The 14,780-nt window shown below is 63.2% G+C and carries 14 protein-coding genes; 5 read left to right on the top strand and 9 right to left on the bottom strand.

All coding sequences use genetic code 11. From position 1 onward, the window contains the following. Positions 1 to 10: 10 nt before the first annotated feature. The 3 genes from QP609_RS05390 to QP609_RS05380 all read right to left on the bottom strand — a co-directional run bounded on the left by QP609_RS05390 (position 11) and on the right by QP609_RS05380 (position 3,353). A complete protein-coding gene (locus tag QP609_RS05390; RefSeq protein WP_032961540.1) occupies positions 11 to 1,036 on the bottom strand; it encodes an AI-2E family transporter in 1,026 nt (341 codons plus the stop codon). Positions 1,037 to 1,142: 106 nt separating this feature from the next. After that, complete coding sequence (locus tag QP609_RS05385) at positions 1,143 to 2,195, bottom strand: sensor domain-containing diguanylate cyclase (RefSeq protein WP_197621331.1); 1,053 nt, start codon at positions 2,193 to 2,195, stop codon at positions 1,143 to 1,145. 150 nt (positions 2,196 to 2,345) lie between these two features. Continuing rightward, positions 2,346 to 3,353: a LacI family DNA-binding transcriptional regulator gene (locus QP609_RS05380; protein ID WP_197621332.1), complete on the bottom strand. Its 1,008-nt coding sequence runs from the start codon at positions 3,351 to 3,353 to the stop codon at positions 2,346 to 2,348. Positions 3,354 to 3,448: 95 nt separating this feature from the next. Between QP609_RS05380 and QP609_RS05375 the strand changes: the two genes are divergently transcribed. From QP609_RS05375 to QP609_RS05355, 5 genes are read left to right on the top strand one after another with little or no spacing between them, the layout of a single operon-like run. After that, a complete protein-coding gene (locus tag QP609_RS05375) occupies positions 3,449 to 4,501 on the top strand; it encodes a sugar phosphate isomerase/epimerase family protein (RefSeq protein ID WP_197621333.1) in 1,053 nt (350 codons plus the stop codon). Between the two features lie 27 nt (positions 4,502 to 4,528). Continuing rightward, positions 4,529 to 5,746: a nucleoside permease gene (locus QP609_RS05370; RefSeq protein ID WP_014646305.1), complete on the top strand. Its 1,218-nt coding sequence runs from the start codon at positions 4,529 to 4,531 to the stop codon at positions 5,744 to 5,746. 12 nt (positions 5,747 to 5,758) lie between these two features. After that, the gene (locus QP609_RS05365; protein ID WP_197621334.1) at positions 5,759 to 6,883 is read left to right on the top strand and encodes a Gfo/Idh/MocA family oxidoreductase; all 1,125 of its coding nucleotides are present in this window, start codon (positions 5,759 to 5,761) and stop codon (positions 6,881 to 6,883) included. 19 nt (positions 6,884 to 6,902) lie between these two features. Further along, complete coding sequence (locus tag QP609_RS05360) at positions 6,903 to 7,766, top strand: sugar phosphate isomerase/epimerase (protein WP_180835672.1); 864 nt, start codon at positions 6,903 to 6,905, stop codon at positions 7,764 to 7,766. Positions 7,767 to 7,784: 18 nt separating this feature from the next. Next, positions 7,785 to 8,081 carry a cytochrome c gene (locus tag QP609_RS05355; RefSeq protein ID WP_042358583.1) on the top strand — a complete coding sequence of 99 codons (297 nt, stop codon included), beginning with the start codon at positions 7,785 to 7,787 and terminating at the stop codon, positions 8,079 to 8,081. Between the two features lie 30 nt (positions 8,082 to 8,111). On the opposite strand, the gene QP609_RS05350 is transcribed toward QP609_RS05355, so the two are convergent. The 6 genes from QP609_RS05350 to QP609_RS05325 form a co-directional block, all read right to left on the bottom strand. Then, positions 8,112 to 8,873, bottom strand: coding sequence for a DUF1080 domain-containing protein (locus QP609_RS05350; protein ID WP_289213875.1), 762 nt, complete (start codon positions 8,871 to 8,873; stop codon positions 8,112 to 8,114). After that, positions 8,873 to 9,448 carry a gluconate 2-dehydrogenase subunit 3 family protein gene (locus QP609_RS05345; protein ID WP_169411642.1) on the bottom strand — a complete coding sequence of 192 codons (576 nt, stop codon included), beginning with the start codon at positions 9,446 to 9,448 and terminating at the stop codon, positions 8,873 to 8,875. Before QP609_RS05345 ends, QP609_RS05350 begins: the two co-directional genes overlap by 1 nt. After that, complete coding sequence (locus QP609_RS05340) at positions 9,448 to 11,133, bottom strand: GMC family oxidoreductase (protein WP_046429409.1); 1,686 nt, start codon at positions 11,131 to 11,133, stop codon at positions 9,448 to 9,450. The genes QP609_RS05345 and QP609_RS05340 overlap by 1 nt, the downstream gene beginning before the upstream one ends. Before the next feature lie 26 nt (positions 11,134 to 11,159). Further along, complete coding sequence (locus tag QP609_RS05335) at positions 11,160 to 12,056, bottom strand: TIM barrel protein (protein WP_197621335.1); 897 nt, start codon at positions 12,054 to 12,056, stop codon at positions 11,160 to 11,162. A gap of 258 nt (positions 12,057 to 12,314) precedes the next feature. Continuing rightward, the gene (locus QP609_RS05330) at positions 12,315 to 13,169 is read right to left on the bottom strand and encodes an SIR2 family protein (protein ID WP_197621336.1); all 855 of its coding nucleotides are present in this window, start codon (positions 13,167 to 13,169) and stop codon (positions 12,315 to 12,317) included. Next, positions 13,169 to 14,182, bottom strand: coding sequence for an AAA family ATPase (locus QP609_RS05325; protein ID WP_197621337.1), 1,014 nt, complete (start codon positions 14,180 to 14,182; stop codon positions 13,169 to 13,171). Before QP609_RS05325 ends, QP609_RS05330 begins: the two co-directional genes overlap by 1 nt. Between the last annotated feature and the right edge of the window lie 598 nt (positions 14,183 to 14,780).

Below are 14,780 nucleotides of genomic sequence, written 5' to 3'. Positions count from 1 at the left end.
CCCCGCCGCGTCAGATCCAGCGCTGGTCGACCAGTTCGCGCTTCACGTAGGCATAGAACACCGGTGCGGCGACCAGGCCCGGCAGGCCGAAGGCCGCCTCCATCACCAGCATGGCCAGCAGCAGCTCCCAGGCACGCGCCTGGATCTCGCCACCGACGATGCGCGCGTTGAGGAAGTACTCCAGCTTGTGGATCACGATCAGGTACAGCAGCGCCGCCACCGCCACATAGAACGAGACCGACAGCGCGACGATGGCGATGATCGTGTTGGAAATGATGTTGCCCACCACCGGCAGCAGGCCGGCCAGGAAGGTGATCAGCACCAGGGTCTTGGACAGCGGCAGGTGCACGCCGAACAACGGCAGCACGCCCAGCAGGAAGATGGCGGTGAACACGGTGTTCAGCAGCGAGATCTTCACCTGCGCGAACACCACCTGGCGGAACGCGGTGGCCAGGCGGCTGGTGCGCCCGACCAGCTCCTGCGCCAGCGGGCCCATCTTCGGCAGCGGCAGTTCGTCATACAGCGCGATCATCGCGCCCAGCACCATACCGATCAGTACGCGTACACCGACCTGTACCACCGAGGTACCGGCCACGCCCAGCTGCCGCTGGTGCTCGGCAGCCCAGTCGTTCAGCGCCGCGCGCAACGCCGGCATGTCTTCGGGAATGTAGGGTTGCAGCAGCGCCGGCACCTGGTGCCGCGAAGTGTTGAGGATCTCCATCAGGCGCGCCAGCAATGCGTCCGGGCCGCCGGTCTCGTTGCGGAAGAACGAGGCCACGCCGATGCCGGCCAGTACCAGCCCGCTGATGATGATCGCCGACAGCACGATCACTGCGATCGCCCGTGCCCGCCCCGGCGGCAGCTTGCCCTCCACGGTGGAGGCCAGCACGTGCGTCAGCTGGAACACCAGCAGGCCGGACAGCAGGGTCACCACCAGGCCCAGCTTCAGCGCCAGCCACATGCCCAGCAGCATCATCAGCCACGCCGCGATCCTTGGAATGGGGGGTTTGGGCTGGGCGACGAGAGCGTCTTGCATGGGAGCGCGTCCGGGCGGGGTGGCCCATGGTAGAGGATTGGCATGCCGATTCCGCGTGCAGGATGAACCGGCATTTCACCCTCGTTCGGCGGCGGCGGTGCCGCACTCACTCGCCGTAGCTGGCCGTGTTCTTGCCCTGCCGCTTGGCGTGGTACAGCGCGCGGTCGGCCAGTGCCAACCAGTCCTCGACACTGCCGCCACGCGGTGTGGCGGCAATGCCGATACTGACGCTGAACTCCACGCCCGGCGTGGCCTGCTGCGCGGCCTCCAGCAGGTGCAGGCGCACCCGCTCGGCCACGTGCATCGCATCGACGGGCGCGCAGTCGCGCAGCAGCACCACGAACTCATCGCCCCCCAGCCGCGCGGGCGTATCACCGGGCCGGGCAAAGGTGCGCAATGTCGCCGCGATATGCCGCAGTACCTCGTCACCGGCGCGGTGGCCATGCGAGTCATTGATGCGCTTGAAATCATCCACATCGAGCATCAGCAGGCAGGCAAAACCGCCCTGGCCCTGTGCCCGGTCCAGCGCCTGCTGCGCACGCAGGATCAGGAAGCCACGGTTGGCCAGCTCGACCAGCGGGTCCATCCGGCTGAGCCGCTGCAGCTGACGGTTCTGCGATTTGACCCGGCGCGCCAGCTGCCAGCTGAGAATGCTGAGGCCGATGCCATACACGAACAGGAACGGGACACTCAGCATGATCGTGCGCTGCGAGGTGACCGGCTGGAAAGGGAAGCCGAGCAGCCACCAGGCGAGAGCGAAACCCAGCAGCAGGGCCAGGGTGGCGCGCATCGCCAGGCGCACGCCACCGGCAGCGATCTTGTCGGCCACCAGCAGTGCGGCGAACAGTGCACTGGGCACCGCGCTCAACGCCATGAAGGCGATCCAGCCACCGCCGAAGAAGGAGTCGGCCACCGTGCAACGGAACTGGACGACCGCCGGCTGGCGGGAGCGCTGGGTCAGCCGCAGTGCCAGTGCCGGCCACGCCAGCGCGTTGAGCAGCAGCAGGAGCCAGGCCAGCCCGCCGTCCTGGCGTTCAAGCATGATCGAAGCGATGGGGATCGCCCCCAGCCCATTGCCGACGAAACGCATCCAGCCGATGCGACGTGCCGCGCCAATGCCTTCGACCGCGCCTTCCGCCGAATCGGTGAAGAATGGCATTGCCGACCCCCTTGCGCGATCGCACCTGGTGCTACGGCCCTTGCCGGGCTGCCTGCGATGAGTCTGACAGCTTTGCGTCAATTCGGGATCAAGGTTGCGCGATATCGCGCGGGCCTCTGCCGCTGCCGCTGCCCCTCCCGCTCCCCGTGGTTACCCGGGGCGGGGCGCAGCCGTCGAGCCACGCAGCTTGAAGCTGAACTCCAGCGTCTGCTGAAGCGGCACATCGACGTGCTCGATGATGGCGAGCAGCAGGTTGACCGCACGCTCGCCAATCTCCCGCATCGGCTGCCGGATGGTCGTCAGCGGGGGCGTGAGGTAGCGGGAGGACGCCAGATCATCGAAGCCGACCACGGACAGCTCGTCCGGCACGCGGATGCCCAGGTCCCGGCAAGCGGCCAGGGTACCCAGTGCCATCTGGTCACTGAAGCAGAACACCGCGGTCGGCGCGGCCGTGCCATCCAGCAGCGCCATCGCCGCTGCATGGCCGGATTCCACGGAAAAGTCACCCGGCACGATGCTCAGCTGGCGCAGGCGGCCACGCGCCTCGCCGGCCGCGCGGACCCCTTCCAGCCGTTGCTGGTGCAGGGGATTGTCAGGCGGCCCCCCGACCACCGCAATCCGTTCGTGCCCCAGCCCGTACAGATGCTCCATCACCGCGCGTGCGGCGGCGGCGTTGTCGATGTGGACGCTGGGGATGCCCAGCGCGGGGTCGAACTCGCAGCCGTTGACCACCGGTGCGGCGGCGCCGCGCTGCTCGACGATCTCGCGCGCGGTCGGTGGCAGGCGATGGCCCAGCACGATCATGCCGTCGGCCTCGTTGCGCCGGAGCATCTGCGCGTAGCGTTCCTCACGGTCGGGTTGATGCTGGGTATCGCCCAGCAGGACCGCGTAGCCGACCGCCTGCGCAGCCTCCTCCGCACCCTGCAGGATCTGTGCGAAGAACGGATTGGCGATGTCCGGGACGGTGACCAGGATCTTGCCGCTGCGCTGGGTCTTGAGCGTGCGCGCCACCGTGTTGGGCACATAGCCCAGTGCGGCGGCGGCCTGCTCGATGCGCGCGCGGGTGGCCGGCAGCACCTTGTCCGGCCGGGAAAGCGCGCGCGACACCGTACCGGCGGACACGCCGACGTGTTTTGCGATGTCGTAGATGGTGGCCATGGCGTTAGTCCTCCTGCCCGCTGTGCACTGCACAACAGGTCCTGCGTAAGCCCCTGCTAGGATAATGCAATCGATTGCATCGAGGGCGAATCACGTTGAAGACGCTCAAGGGTCCAGCGCTGTTCCTGGCGCAGTTCATCGGCGACACAGCTCCTTTTGATCGGCTGGACACGCTGGCCGGATGGGCCGCGGGTCTGGGCTATTCTGGCGTACAAGTCCCCACCTCCGCGCCCCACCTGTTCGACCTGGCGGAGGCGGCGCGCAGCCAGGCGTACTGCGACGACGTTGCCGGCATGCTGGCCGGGCACGGCCTGCAGATCACCGAACTGTCGACCCACCTGCAGGGGCAGTTGGTTGCCGTCCATCCTGCCTACAACAGCCTGTTCGACGGATTCGCGCCACCGGACAAGCGCGGCAACCCGGCCGCCCGCCAGGCCTGGGCGGTGGAGCAGCTGCGGCTGGCGGCGCAGGCCAGCCAGCGCCTGGGGCTGACCGCGCATGCCACGTTCTCCGGTGCATTGGCCTGGCCCTACTTCTACCCCTGGCCGCAGCGCCCGCCGGGACTGGTGGAAGAAGCCTTCGCCGAACTCGGCCGTCGCTGGCGCCCGATCCTGGATGCGTTCGATGCCTGCGGCGTTGACCTGTGCTTCGAGATCCACCCGGGCGAGGACCTGCACGATGGTGCGACCTTCGAGCGCTTCCTCGATGAGGTCGACCACCATCCCCGCGCGAAGATCCTGTACGACCCCAGCCACCTGCTGCTGCAGCAGATGGATTACCTCGGTTTCATCGACCGCTACCACGCGCGCATCGGCATCTTCCACGTCAAGGACGCGGAACATCGCCCCAGCGCAAGCAGCGGCGTGTACGGCGGCTACCAGGACTGGATCGACCGTCCGGGCCGGTTCCGTTCACCCGGTGACGGCCAGATCGACTTCAAGGCGATCTTCTCGAAGTTCGCGCAGTACGACTTCCCCGGCTGGGCGGTACTGGAATGGGAGTGCTGCCTGAAGCACCCGGAAGACGGCGCGCGCGAGGGTGCCGCCTTCATCCGCGACCACCTCATCCGCGTGACCGAACGCGCCTTCGATGACTTCGCCGATAGTGGCACCGACGCCGCATCACTGCACCGCATGCTGGGAATCTGAGCCAAGACCGCCCCGGGAGGGCAAGCCATGACGCACGCCATGTCGCGCCTGGGCGCGATGATGTTTCTGCAGTTCTTCATCTGGGGGGCGTGGTTCGTCACCCTGGGCACCTACCTGGTGCAGGGCCCGCTGCAGGCCAGCGCGAGCCAGGTGGCGACCGCGTTCCTCAGCCAGTCGATCGGTGCCATCGTGGCGCCGTTCCTGGTCGGGCTGATCGCGGATCGCTACTTCGCGGCGCAGCGCATTCTTGCGGTACTGCATCTGGCCGGTGCCGCGCTGATGTGGCTGGCGTCCACGGCGACCAGCTTCAGCATGTTCTCTGCGTGCGTCATGGGCTACATGTTGCTGTTCATGCCGACCCTGGCACTGGCCAACAGCGTGGCCATGCGGCACATGCAATCACCCGAGAAGCAGTTCCCGCTGGTCCGCGTGGCCGGCAGCATCGGCTGGATCGTGGCGGGCGTGCTGATCGGCTGGCTGGGCTGGGAACAGGCGCATCGGCTTGAGCTGACGTTCCGGATGGCGGCGGCGGCGTCGCTGGTGCTCGGGCTGTATGCGTTCACCCTGCCGCACACACCGCCACTGGCGCAGCAGCGCGATGCCGGGCTGGGGCAGATCCTGGGGCTGGATTCGCTGCGGCTGCTGAAGTCGCGCGCCTACCTGGTGTTCTTCCTGGCCTCCATCGCCATCTGCATCCCGCTGTCGTTCTACTACAACTTCACCAATCCCTATCTCAACGACCTCGGCGTGCGCGGCGCGGCAGGCCTGCAGTCGCTGGGCCAGGTTTCCGAAGTGCTGCTGATGCTGGCCATGCCGTTCCTGTTCGTTCGGCTGGGGGTGAAAACCATGCTGGCGGTCGGCATGGCCGCCTGGGTGGTGCGCTACGCGCTGTTCGCCTTCGGCGATGCAGGTGGCGGCTTCCCGCTGCTGGTGATCGGCATCGTGCTGCACGGCATCTGCTACGACTTCTTCTTCGTCACCGGCCAGATCTACACCGATGCACATGCCGGCCCTGCCGCGCGCAGCAGCGCACAGGGGTTCATCACCCTGGCCACCTATGGCGTGGGCATGTTGATCGGCACCTTCCTGTCCGGCGCGGTGGTGGAGCACTTCACCACCGAGGCCGGTCCCGACTGGCAGCAGATCTGGCTGTTCCCGGCCGCTGTTGCGCTGGTGGTGCTGGTCGCCTTCCTGCTGCTGTTCCGCGACCGGCCGGCGGCTGCGGCCGCGCCCTCCACACCCTGAGGATCCCCGTCGATGCCCAAGCTTGGAATCGCCATCGTCGGCACCGGCATGATCGGCGCCGTGCACCGCCGCGCGGCCTTGCTCGCCGGCGCCGAGGTACGCGGCGTGGCCGCCTCGTCACCGCAGCGCGCGCATGAGGCAGCGCACTCCTGGAATGTCCCGCGCGCCTACCTGGATATCGAGGAGGTGATCGCCGATCCGCAGGTACAGGTGGTGCACGTGTGCACGCCCAACCATCTGCACCGCGCCATGGCACAGGCTGCGCTGGAAGCCGGCAAGCACGTGATCTGCGAGAAGCCGCTGGCGACGACGCTGGACGATGCGCAGGCGCTGGCGATACTGGCCGCCTCGACCGGATTGGTTGCCACCGTCCCCTTCGTCTACCGCTACCACCCGGTGGTGCGCGAGGCGCGTGCACGCATCGCCCAGGGTGACCTGGGGCCGCTGCACCTGATCCATGGCAGTTACCTGCAGGATTGGCTGCTGGACCCGGCCAGCAACAACTGGCGCGTGGACCCGGCGCTGGGCGGCACCTCGCGCGTGTTCGCCGACATTGGTTCGCACTGGTGCGACCTGGTCGAATGGGTCAGTGGCGAGCGCTTCACCGAAGTGAACGCGGCGTTTGCCACGGTGATCGCCGAACGCAGCGCCGTCACCGGCCAGAGCTTCAGCACACCGGCAGCGAACGGCGCGACGCAGGCGGTCGCGAGCGAGGACGTGGCAACGGCGATGTTCAGGACCGGCGCCGGTACGCTGGCGTCGTTGACGGTGAGCCAGGTTTCGGCCGGACGCCGCAACCGCCTCTGGTTCGAGATCGACGGCGCCAACGCCAGCATCGCCTTCGACCAGGAGGACGCCGAGCGGCTGTGGATCGGCCTGCCCGACCAGCGCGAGGAAATCTTCGTGCGCGGGCCCGGCGCGGGCACTGCCGAACAGCGCCGGCTGTCGGTGCTGCCGGCCGGGCACGCGCAGGGCTACGCCCAGTGCTTCGAGGCGTTTGTCGCCGACACCTATCGCGCCATCGACGGCGAGCAACCGGACGGCCTGCCCACCTTCGAGGACGGCATGCGTTCGGCGCGGATCGTTGATCGTGTCATTGCATCGGCCAGGTCACGCGCCTGGACCACCATCGGTTGAATCCCGGGAGGATCTGTTGATGAAAGCCCTTGTCCGTCGAAGTGCAAGCCTCGTCCTGCTGCTCGCGGCGCTGCCCGCCTTCGCAGTCGAAGCCGCCAGCGCGCAGAAGCCGATCGCGGTGCAGATGTACACCCTGCGCAATGCCGGCTCGCTCGAGCAACAGTTGAAGATCGTCCACGATGCCGGTGTGCACGCGGTGGAAACCGTCGGCACGCAGAACGTCAGTGCCGCGGAACTGAAGCAGCTGCTGGACCGGTATTCGATCAAGGCCATTTCATCGCATGTGCCGCTGGCCGAGCTGCGCAGCAACCTGGATGGGGTGGTGACCTTCAACCGGTCGATCGGCAACACCACGCTGGTGGTGCCGTACCTGGACAGGAAGGAACGCCCGAGCGATGCCGCCGGCTGGACCGCCCTGGGACAGGAACTGGGCCGGATCGCGAAACAGGTGCGCGGCAAGGGCATGCGCCTGGCCTATCACAACCACGACTTCGAGCTGGTCGACTTCGATGGCAGGACCGGGCTGGAACTGCTGTTCGCCGCCGCCGGCCCCGACCTGCAGACCGAGCTGGACCTGGCCTGGGTCGCGCGTGCGGGCCTGGACCCGGCGGTGATGCTGGGAAAGTTCCGCGGCCACGTATTCGCGGTACACGCCAAGGACAATGCGCTCAAGGGCCAGGCCGAAGACGAAGGTGGATTCGCTGCGGTCGGCCAAGGCGTACTGGACTGGAACACGATCCTGCCTGCTGCGAGGGGCGCCGGCGTGCATTGGTACATCATCGAGCACGACCAGCCACGCGAGCCGGCCAAGGTCGTCCAGACCGGTGCGGACTATCTGCGTGAACACCTGACCACCAACGAGCCCGCCCGTGCGCGGCGCTGACGCATCAAGGAGCCACACATGAAAATGATCTTGGCAATGGCGGTGGCCCTGGGCGGCATGAGCGTTGCGGCAGCCGCCTGGTGCAAGGACGACCCGGCTGCGGGTGCGAAGCTCTACACCGCGAACTGCGTGGCCTGCCATGGCGCCGATCGTGCAGGCATGCCGGGCGCGTTCCCGGCGCTCACCGACATCGGCAAGCGCATGGCACCCGCGCAGATCAAGGAAAAGATCAGCAAGGGCGGCGGATTGATGCCGCCCTTCTCCCAGCTGTCACAGCAGGAGATCGATGACATCGCCAGCTACCTGGCGAAGTAAGCGGCCGGCGACCACGCCGGCCACGTGCCGCTACAGCTCGCGCACCCAGATGTTGCGGTAGCTGACCCTGGAGTCATGCTCCTGCAGATAGAGCGGCGCACACGCATGGGGCGAATACGAGGGCGCTCCGATGTACTCAGTCTTGCCTGCCAGCACGGTGTCATCCTGCACCAGCACGCCGTTGTGCAGCACCGTGATGCGCGCGGGCGACACAAGCCCACCGCCCACCGAGAAGCGCGGTGCCTTCCAGATGATGTCGTAGGCCTGCCACTGGCCCGGCGCGCGCGAGGCATTCACCCGCGGCATGGCCTGCTTGTAGATGGAGCCCGCCTGGCCATTGGCATAGGTCGGGTTGTTGTAGCTGTCGAGCACCTGCAGTTCATACAGTTCCTGCAGGAAGATCCCGCTGTTGCCCCGGTTCTGGCCGTCGAAGCCCTTCGTGTCAGTGGGCGTGCGCCACTCCACATGCAGCTGGACATCGCAGAAGCGTTGCCGGGTGCGGATGCCCTTGCTGCCCGGAACGACGGTCATGGCGCCCCCGGCAACCTTCCAGGGCACGCGTCCGCCCTGCTCCGATTCCCACGCGGAGACATCCTTGCCATCGAACAGCACGATCGCGTCGGAGGGGGCCTTGCCTGGCGGCGTGGCCACGACAGCGGGCACGGGGGTCCACACTTCGGTCTTCTTCGGGTCGCGCGCAGCGTCGGCACTGTCCTGCGCGAATGCAGATGCAGCGGCCAGCAGGCCGACAGTGATCAACGCAGGGCGGATCATCAGGGTGGTGGTGTCCATCAGCTGGTCCCCCAAGCGGGCGTACCGGGGACATAGGCGAGGTCGCCGTCGTAGCGGCCGGGCACCGCGACGTACTGCAGCACGCCGGTCGCCCCGACCTTGGAGGTGAAGAAGCCGAAGATGGCCAGCTGCTTGATCATCGTGAAGTAATGCGGCATCGCCTCGCCCTCTTCAGGCGTACCGGTCTCGGTCACGTCGGCAGAGCGCGCCTTGGCTTCGGCGTCCAGCGTTCGCAGCAACTGGGTGCGGGCTTCCGGCGCAAGCGCCACAAACCGGCCGCCGGCGCGCTTGTCGATATCGACCAGGCCTGCCCGGAACGTTGCCTGCTGCCGGGCGGTGTAGCAATCGCTGACGAAGGTCGCCATGAACAGGCCGGCGCCGGCATCCTTCGCCCCTGGCGTCCGGGTCCGCGGCAGGATGGTCTCGGCGATCTCGTCCAGCGTGCCGATGTCGGCATCGGAGAACAGGGACTTCACCGGTGCCGCGGCGGCGTTTCCCTGCGCGAGCGCAGGCAGGCCGACCATGGCCGCGCCGGTGGCGGCAACGATCATCTTCAACAGTTCGCGGCGATCCATCAGAGGTTCCCCGCTTTCAGTTCGCGTACCGCGTGGTCGGCCGCGCGCGCGGTCAGCGCCATATAGGTCAGCGAAGGATTCACGCAGGCGCTGGAGGTCATGCAGGCACCGTCGGTCACATAGACGTTGGGCGCATCCCAGACCTGGTTGTGCGCGTTCAATACCGAGCTCTTCCGGTCACGTCCCATGCGTGCGGTCCCCATCTCGTGGATGCCCTTGCCCGGGGCATAGTCGTGGTCGTGCATCTTCACGTCCTTGACGCCAGCCGCCTCCAGCATCTCGGCGGCATCGGCGGCCATGTCCTTGCGCATCGCCAGTTCGTTGGCGCGCATGGACACGTCCATCGCCAGCACCGGCAGCCCCCATTTGTCCTTGCGGTCGTGGTCCAGGCGGATCGTATTGTCGTGGTGCGGCAGCATTTCACCGAACCCGGTCATGCCGATGCGCCAGTCGCCCGGTACGGTCAGCGCCTCCTTCAGGTCGGCACCGATGTTCAGCTCGGCGATCTCGCGCGACCAGCCGGTGCGGCTGGCACCGCCCTGGTAACCGAACCCGCGCAGGTAGCCGCGCTTGTCGGCCGCGACGTTGCGGAAGCGCGGAATGTAGAAACCGCACGGACGGCGGCCGAAGTAGTACTTGTCTTCGTAGCCCTCGACCCGGCCCGAGGCGCCCGCACCGAAATGATGGTCCATCACGTTGTGCCCCAGCTCGCCCGACGAAGAACCCAGTCCCCCCTCCCACACATCGGTCGCCGAGTTCATCAGCAGCCAGGTCGAATTGAACGACGATGCATTGAGGAAGATGACCTTGGCGGTGTACTGGTAGGTCTGCCCGGTCTCGGCATCGATCACCTCCACGCCGCGCGCACGCTTGCGATCCTTGTCGTAGAGCACTTCCTTGACGATCGAGAACGGCCGCAAGGTCAGGTTGCCGGTCTTCATCGCCGCTGGCAGCGTCGCCGCCTGGGTCGAGAAATAGGCACCGAAGGGACAGCCCAGGATGCACTTGTTGCGGTACTGGCAGTTGACGCGCCCCTGCTCGGGCATCGGCTGGGTGATGTTGGCGGTGCGCGAGTGGATCATGTGCCGCGTTCCGCCAAAGGCCTTCTTGATCCGCGCGGCCACGTCCTTCTCGACGATGTTCAACGGGATCGGCGGCAGGAACTCGCCGTCCGGCAGCACGTCCAGTCCTTCGCGCGTGCCGGCGATGCCGGCGAACCTCTCTACATGGTCGTACCACGGCGCGATGTCGGCATAGCGGATCGGCCAGTCGGTGGCGATGCCATCCTTGAGGTTCGCTTCGAAGTCCAGGTCGGAAAACCGATAGCTCTGCCGGCCCCACATCAGCGAGCGCCCGCCTACGTGGTAGCCACGGAACCAGTCGAAGCGCTTGGTTTCGATGTAGGGTGAGTCCTGCTCGTTGGCCCACATTCCTTCCAGGTTCTCGGCCAGGCCGTAGTCGCGCATCAGCACCGGGAAGGCGGCCTTCATCGCCTGCGTCGGCCGGTTGCGATGCGGGAAGTCCCACGCTTCCTTCATCGCATTGACGTAGTCCTTGACGTGCTCGATGTTGCGCCCGCGTTCCAGCATCAGGACCTTCAGGCCCTTCTCGGTCAGCTCCTTCGCTGCCCAACCGCCACTGATTCCCGAGCCAACAACAATGGCGTCGTAGTGATTATCTGCCATGGTCTCTCACCTGGGTGGATATCGTTTCAGACGTCGCAGAGGCGGATCGCCTCGCGCAATGAGGCAACGGGATCGGGCGCTGCAGGCGTGAATTCCTGCGCCAGATACCCCTTGAAACCGGTGTCGCGGATCGCGCGACAGATGGCCGGATAGTGGAGCTCCTGCTGGTCTCCTATCTCGTTCCGGCCCGGCACGCCTGCGGTGTGGTAGTGCTTGAAGCAGGCGTGATGCTTGCCGATGGTGGCGATGATGTCGCCCTCCATGATCTGCATGTGGTAGATGTCGTAGAGCAGACCGAAATTGTCCGAGCCGAGCCGCTGGCACAGCTCCACGCCCCAGGCGGAGTGATCGCACAGGTAGTCGTGGTGATCGACCCTGGAGTTCAGCAGCTCCATCACCAGCACCACGCCGCGCTTCTCGGCATGCCCGAGGATGCGCTTGAGGCCGGCTTCGGCATTGGCCATGCCGTCCTGCGGGTCCATGCCATTGCGGTTGCCGGAGAAGCAGATGAGGTTGCGGTAACCGGCATCGGCGACCAGGTCGATGTGCCGCGTGTAGCGCTCCACCAGCGGGTCGTGGAATTCGCGGCCGGCAAAGCCCTTGGTCAGGCCCAGCTCCGCGCCATTGCACATCGAGCTGTAGACACCATTTGCCTTCAGCGTGGGCCAGTCTTCCGGGCCGACCAGGTCGATGGCGGCGAAGCCGATGTCCTTCACCGTCGTGCAGAGCTGGGCGACCGACAGCTGCGGGAAGGTCCAGCGTGCGACGGAGTGCTTCAGGTTGCCCTTGAGCGCTGCGGTGGCGGCGAATGCAGGCAACGCTCCCGCAGTACCCAGCGCTACGCCTCCAGCAACCGCCATGCGCAACGCATCGCGCCGCGTGAGGCCCGTCGCCGGAGCCGGTCTGATCGAATGGTTGGACATCCACCTGCCGGCCTCCCAACCGGTATCAAACGCAACGATTCACAGCAATGCAATCGATTGCACCATAGGGGAGGAAATTGGATGCTTGCAAGTTGCGGTGCACGAAAATTGATGCTGCGGGGCACAACAGCGAAGGAATTGCGGGAAAAGAAAAGCCCCGCATGAGCGGGGCCTTCTTCTTAGCTGCACTTTTCGGCTACCAGACCCAAGCGGAGCAGACGTGTCGCTACGCCCAGCAGAGAAATTGACCGTCGCGCGCTACAGCGCCACGGAAGCAGCGCTCAAGTTGTCTGCCAATGATCGAAGTTCAGTTGTGAGACTCGAGTGATCATCGGAGCCATTTACGTAAGGATATTCGAGAACAATCAAATTCATCGTATCCGACAACACCTGCTTCATCTCTTCCGAAATAGCACCTTGCGCCGACAGGAAATAGTGAGCACGCGCACCAGCCGATCCGAAATTTATATCCTCAAGGATAAGCCTAATGTCAGGATCATCGATTCCACACCCTATAAACAAAAGCGTATGCGTCAAAGTTAGAGCTTTCAAAACCTCATAGAACATCGCGCTCTGAGTTCTCGCACGGGCGTAGTCCTTTCGTCCGAATATCATCTTAGCTGGGGTATCAACGGATCCATGCGTTTTAATGACAACACTTCGATCCCCTCGAATAAACTCAGCAAGATCATCCGCATAGTATTCCTTTATAGTAATCGTACCCCTCGACTTCTCCAAAACATATACATCATAAATTTTGTCAAAGTTAGGAGAAAGCACGATCTTACAATCAAGCCGATATATCGCATCATGTATGTCAGCCGCGGCATAGCCAGGATTCTGATACTCCTCCCTGATAATTCTCGAGTATTGATCAGGGCGGAGTTTATGACGTAAAACATCGAGCGCAGTCAAATAATCCCGCGCATCAAGATAGGGCCTTACCAATGCGGATAAATTATGCGAATTAGCCGTATCATCCAGAAATTTGTGCCAGGTTTTTGGCCGTCTATTACCATCCCTGCCTACTGAATTACGAGAAACCCCCGATCCAACGAACAAAACCACGCGCTCTTGATCAAAGTCTTCCAGCAAAGGGTCTGTCCAATCCATCAAACAGCCTCCCTAATAGCAGTTTCGACGCGCTGCAATAGTCGCTTTGAAATTTGCGAATACATGAGCTTCGCATCATCAACTGCGGCGAAGTGCGCACCAACAACTCCGTCCGAAGTTCCCAAGTCAAAAACTGGCGCGTGAGCCGACTGAGAGAGTGGTATTAGGCTTGCGAGAGCTGGTATCTGGCCGAGATTAGCACTTTCCAAGTCGTCGAAGCCAAACTTCTCCTCAAGCTCTAAAAGATATGGCCCGAAGCGCTGCATTATTGCGTCAAAAGACTTTACAGGCTTCCTTTCTCCTCTCACCGATTTTGCGCGATACTGCTGCATGACATAGCCAAGAAACCTCAGATTCCATTGCGCAGGATGACCGTCAACCAAGTATCGCTCTCTCGCCTTCACGCTGTATGAATCGAGAGCACCTTGAACCTCGCCGCGCCAAGTGGCAAGCGTCGATATAATATTATTGATCGCGATCATGCTAAACAAATCAACAGACATCGGCACCAAGAAATAGTCTGCCGCCAGCAAAATAGATCTATTTATTGCCCCGAGTGACGGCCCCATATCTATCAGCACAAAATCGTACTCATCAGAGACAAGATTTAGTAGATGCTTAAAATTGAAAGTCGTCTGCAACCCCCGCGCGTATCCGATTAGGCCTTCGCTCCAATCTCTCGACAGCATATCCTCTCGCGCAGCGAAATTCGGGTGCCCTGGCAAAACATCCAAAGAAAATCTATCGGACTTGAAAATTTCTGGCAACGCCTGCGAGAAACCTCGACCTTGAGCGATAGAGTCGTAGAAACTATCTATAGTGCTCGAATCATTCAGATAGATAGACTCAAGCGCACCTTCTGGAAGCAAGTAGGTTGTCGCATTACTCTGCGGATCACCGTCAATTACAAGAACCTTCAGCTTCAACTCTTTCGCCAAGAAGGCGCCGAGATTGCAAAGCAGCGTAGTCTTCCCAACCCCACCTTTATTATTGAAAAATGCAATGCTTTTCATTTACCCCCCGAGCATACTTGGTAAAAATAAAATCAAAACTATCGAAATGATGCACTCGGACCGGATCCCGCGTATCCCATCCAATGTTACATCAAGTTTGAATTTCACACACCAAGCAGCAACAGTGCAAAGCCGAGGCTAACCAGAAGTCCCCAAATTTACTTCACAAGAAACTCAGAGTTTCACGATCAAAAGTGCAGTTGACACACTAACGAGTGATAGGCTTCTCTGCCCATGGATCCGACATTGATTCTTGCAGAATCTCATTCACTGCAGCCAGCGGCGGCCGCATTCACTAGGCAGCTGGCATGACCAATGTACTAATATGAAAGCCATTCTTTGAGAGCCATCTTTAACACAACGTTCGTACGCAGCTGCTTGTTGACCATGCTTCTTGGTAATTTTTGATCGCGAATTTAATCAGCCAAAACAAATGGACGACAGGACGAAAGTTCCTGCAGATCTAGTAGCACCGGAAAGCGTTCACCAAATGAAGGAGGAGCAATCCGAACGCGAAATGCCGATCTGATCGTTTACGCCCTCTACTGGCATAAGATTGGCGCCAGATTTGCAGGATATAAATTCATCCGCAAATAAT

The organism is Stenotrophomonas sp. 8(2023) (assembly GCF_030345295.1).
Lineage (GTDB): Bacteria > Pseudomonadota > Gammaproteobacteria > Xanthomonadales > Xanthomonadaceae > Stenotrophomonas > Stenotrophomonas muris.
Note: the sequence above shows the minus strand (reverse complement) of the source record. Positions and strands in the feature narration are given on the sequence as shown.

What these genes read in the sequence shown, in the direction of transcription:
- QP609_RS05380 (WP_197621332.1), bottom strand. Translation starts at nt 3,353, where the DNA reads ATGGCCACCATCTACGACATCGCAAAACACGTCGGCGTGTCCGCCGGT.
- QP609_RS05325 (WP_197621337.1), bottom strand. Translation starts at nt 14,182, where the DNA reads ATGAAAAGCATTGCATTTTTCAATAATAAAGGTGGGGTTGGGAAGACT.
- QP609_RS05330 (WP_197621336.1), bottom strand. Translation starts at nt 13,169, where the DNA reads ATGGATTGGACAGACCCTTTGCTGGAAGACTTTGATCAAGAGCGCGTG.
- QP609_RS05355 (WP_042358583.1), top strand. Translation starts at nt 7,785, where the DNA reads ATGAAAATGATCTTGGCAATGGCGGTGGCCCTGGGCGGCATGAGCGTT.
- QP609_RS05365 (WP_197621334.1), top strand. Translation starts at nt 5,759, where the DNA reads ATGCCCAAGCTTGGAATCGCCATCGTCGGCACCGGCATGATCGGCGCC.
- QP609_RS05390 (WP_032961540.1), bottom strand. Translation starts at nt 1,036, where the DNA reads ATGCAAGACGCTCTCGTCGCCCAGCCCAAACCCCCCATTCCAAGGATC.
- QP609_RS05360 (WP_180835672.1), top strand. Translation starts at nt 6,903, where the DNA reads ATGAAAGCCCTTGTCCGTCGAAGTGCAAGCCTCGTCCTGCTGCTCGCG.
- QP609_RS05350 (WP_289213875.1), bottom strand. Translation starts at nt 8,873, where the DNA reads ATGGACACCACCACCCTGATGATCCGCCCTGCGTTGATCACTGTCGGC.
- QP609_RS05335 (WP_197621335.1), bottom strand. Translation starts at nt 12,056, where the DNA reads ATGTCCAACCATTCGATCAGACCGGCTCCGGCGACGGGCCTCACGCGG.
- QP609_RS05385 (WP_197621331.1), bottom strand. Translation starts at nt 2,195, where the DNA reads ATGCCATTCTTCACCGATTCGGCGGAAGGCGCGGTCGAAGGCATTGGC.
- QP609_RS05370 (WP_014646305.1), top strand. Translation starts at nt 4,529, where the DNA reads ATGACGCACGCCATGTCGCGCCTGGGCGCGATGATGTTTCTGCAGTTC.
- QP609_RS05340 (WP_046429409.1), bottom strand. Translation starts at nt 11,133, where the DNA reads ATGGCAGATAATCACTACGACGCCATTGTTGTTGGCTCGGGAATCAGT.
- QP609_RS05345 (WP_169411642.1), bottom strand. Translation starts at nt 9,448, where the DNA reads ATGGATCGCCGCGAACTGTTGAAGATGATCGTTGCCGCCACCGGCGCG.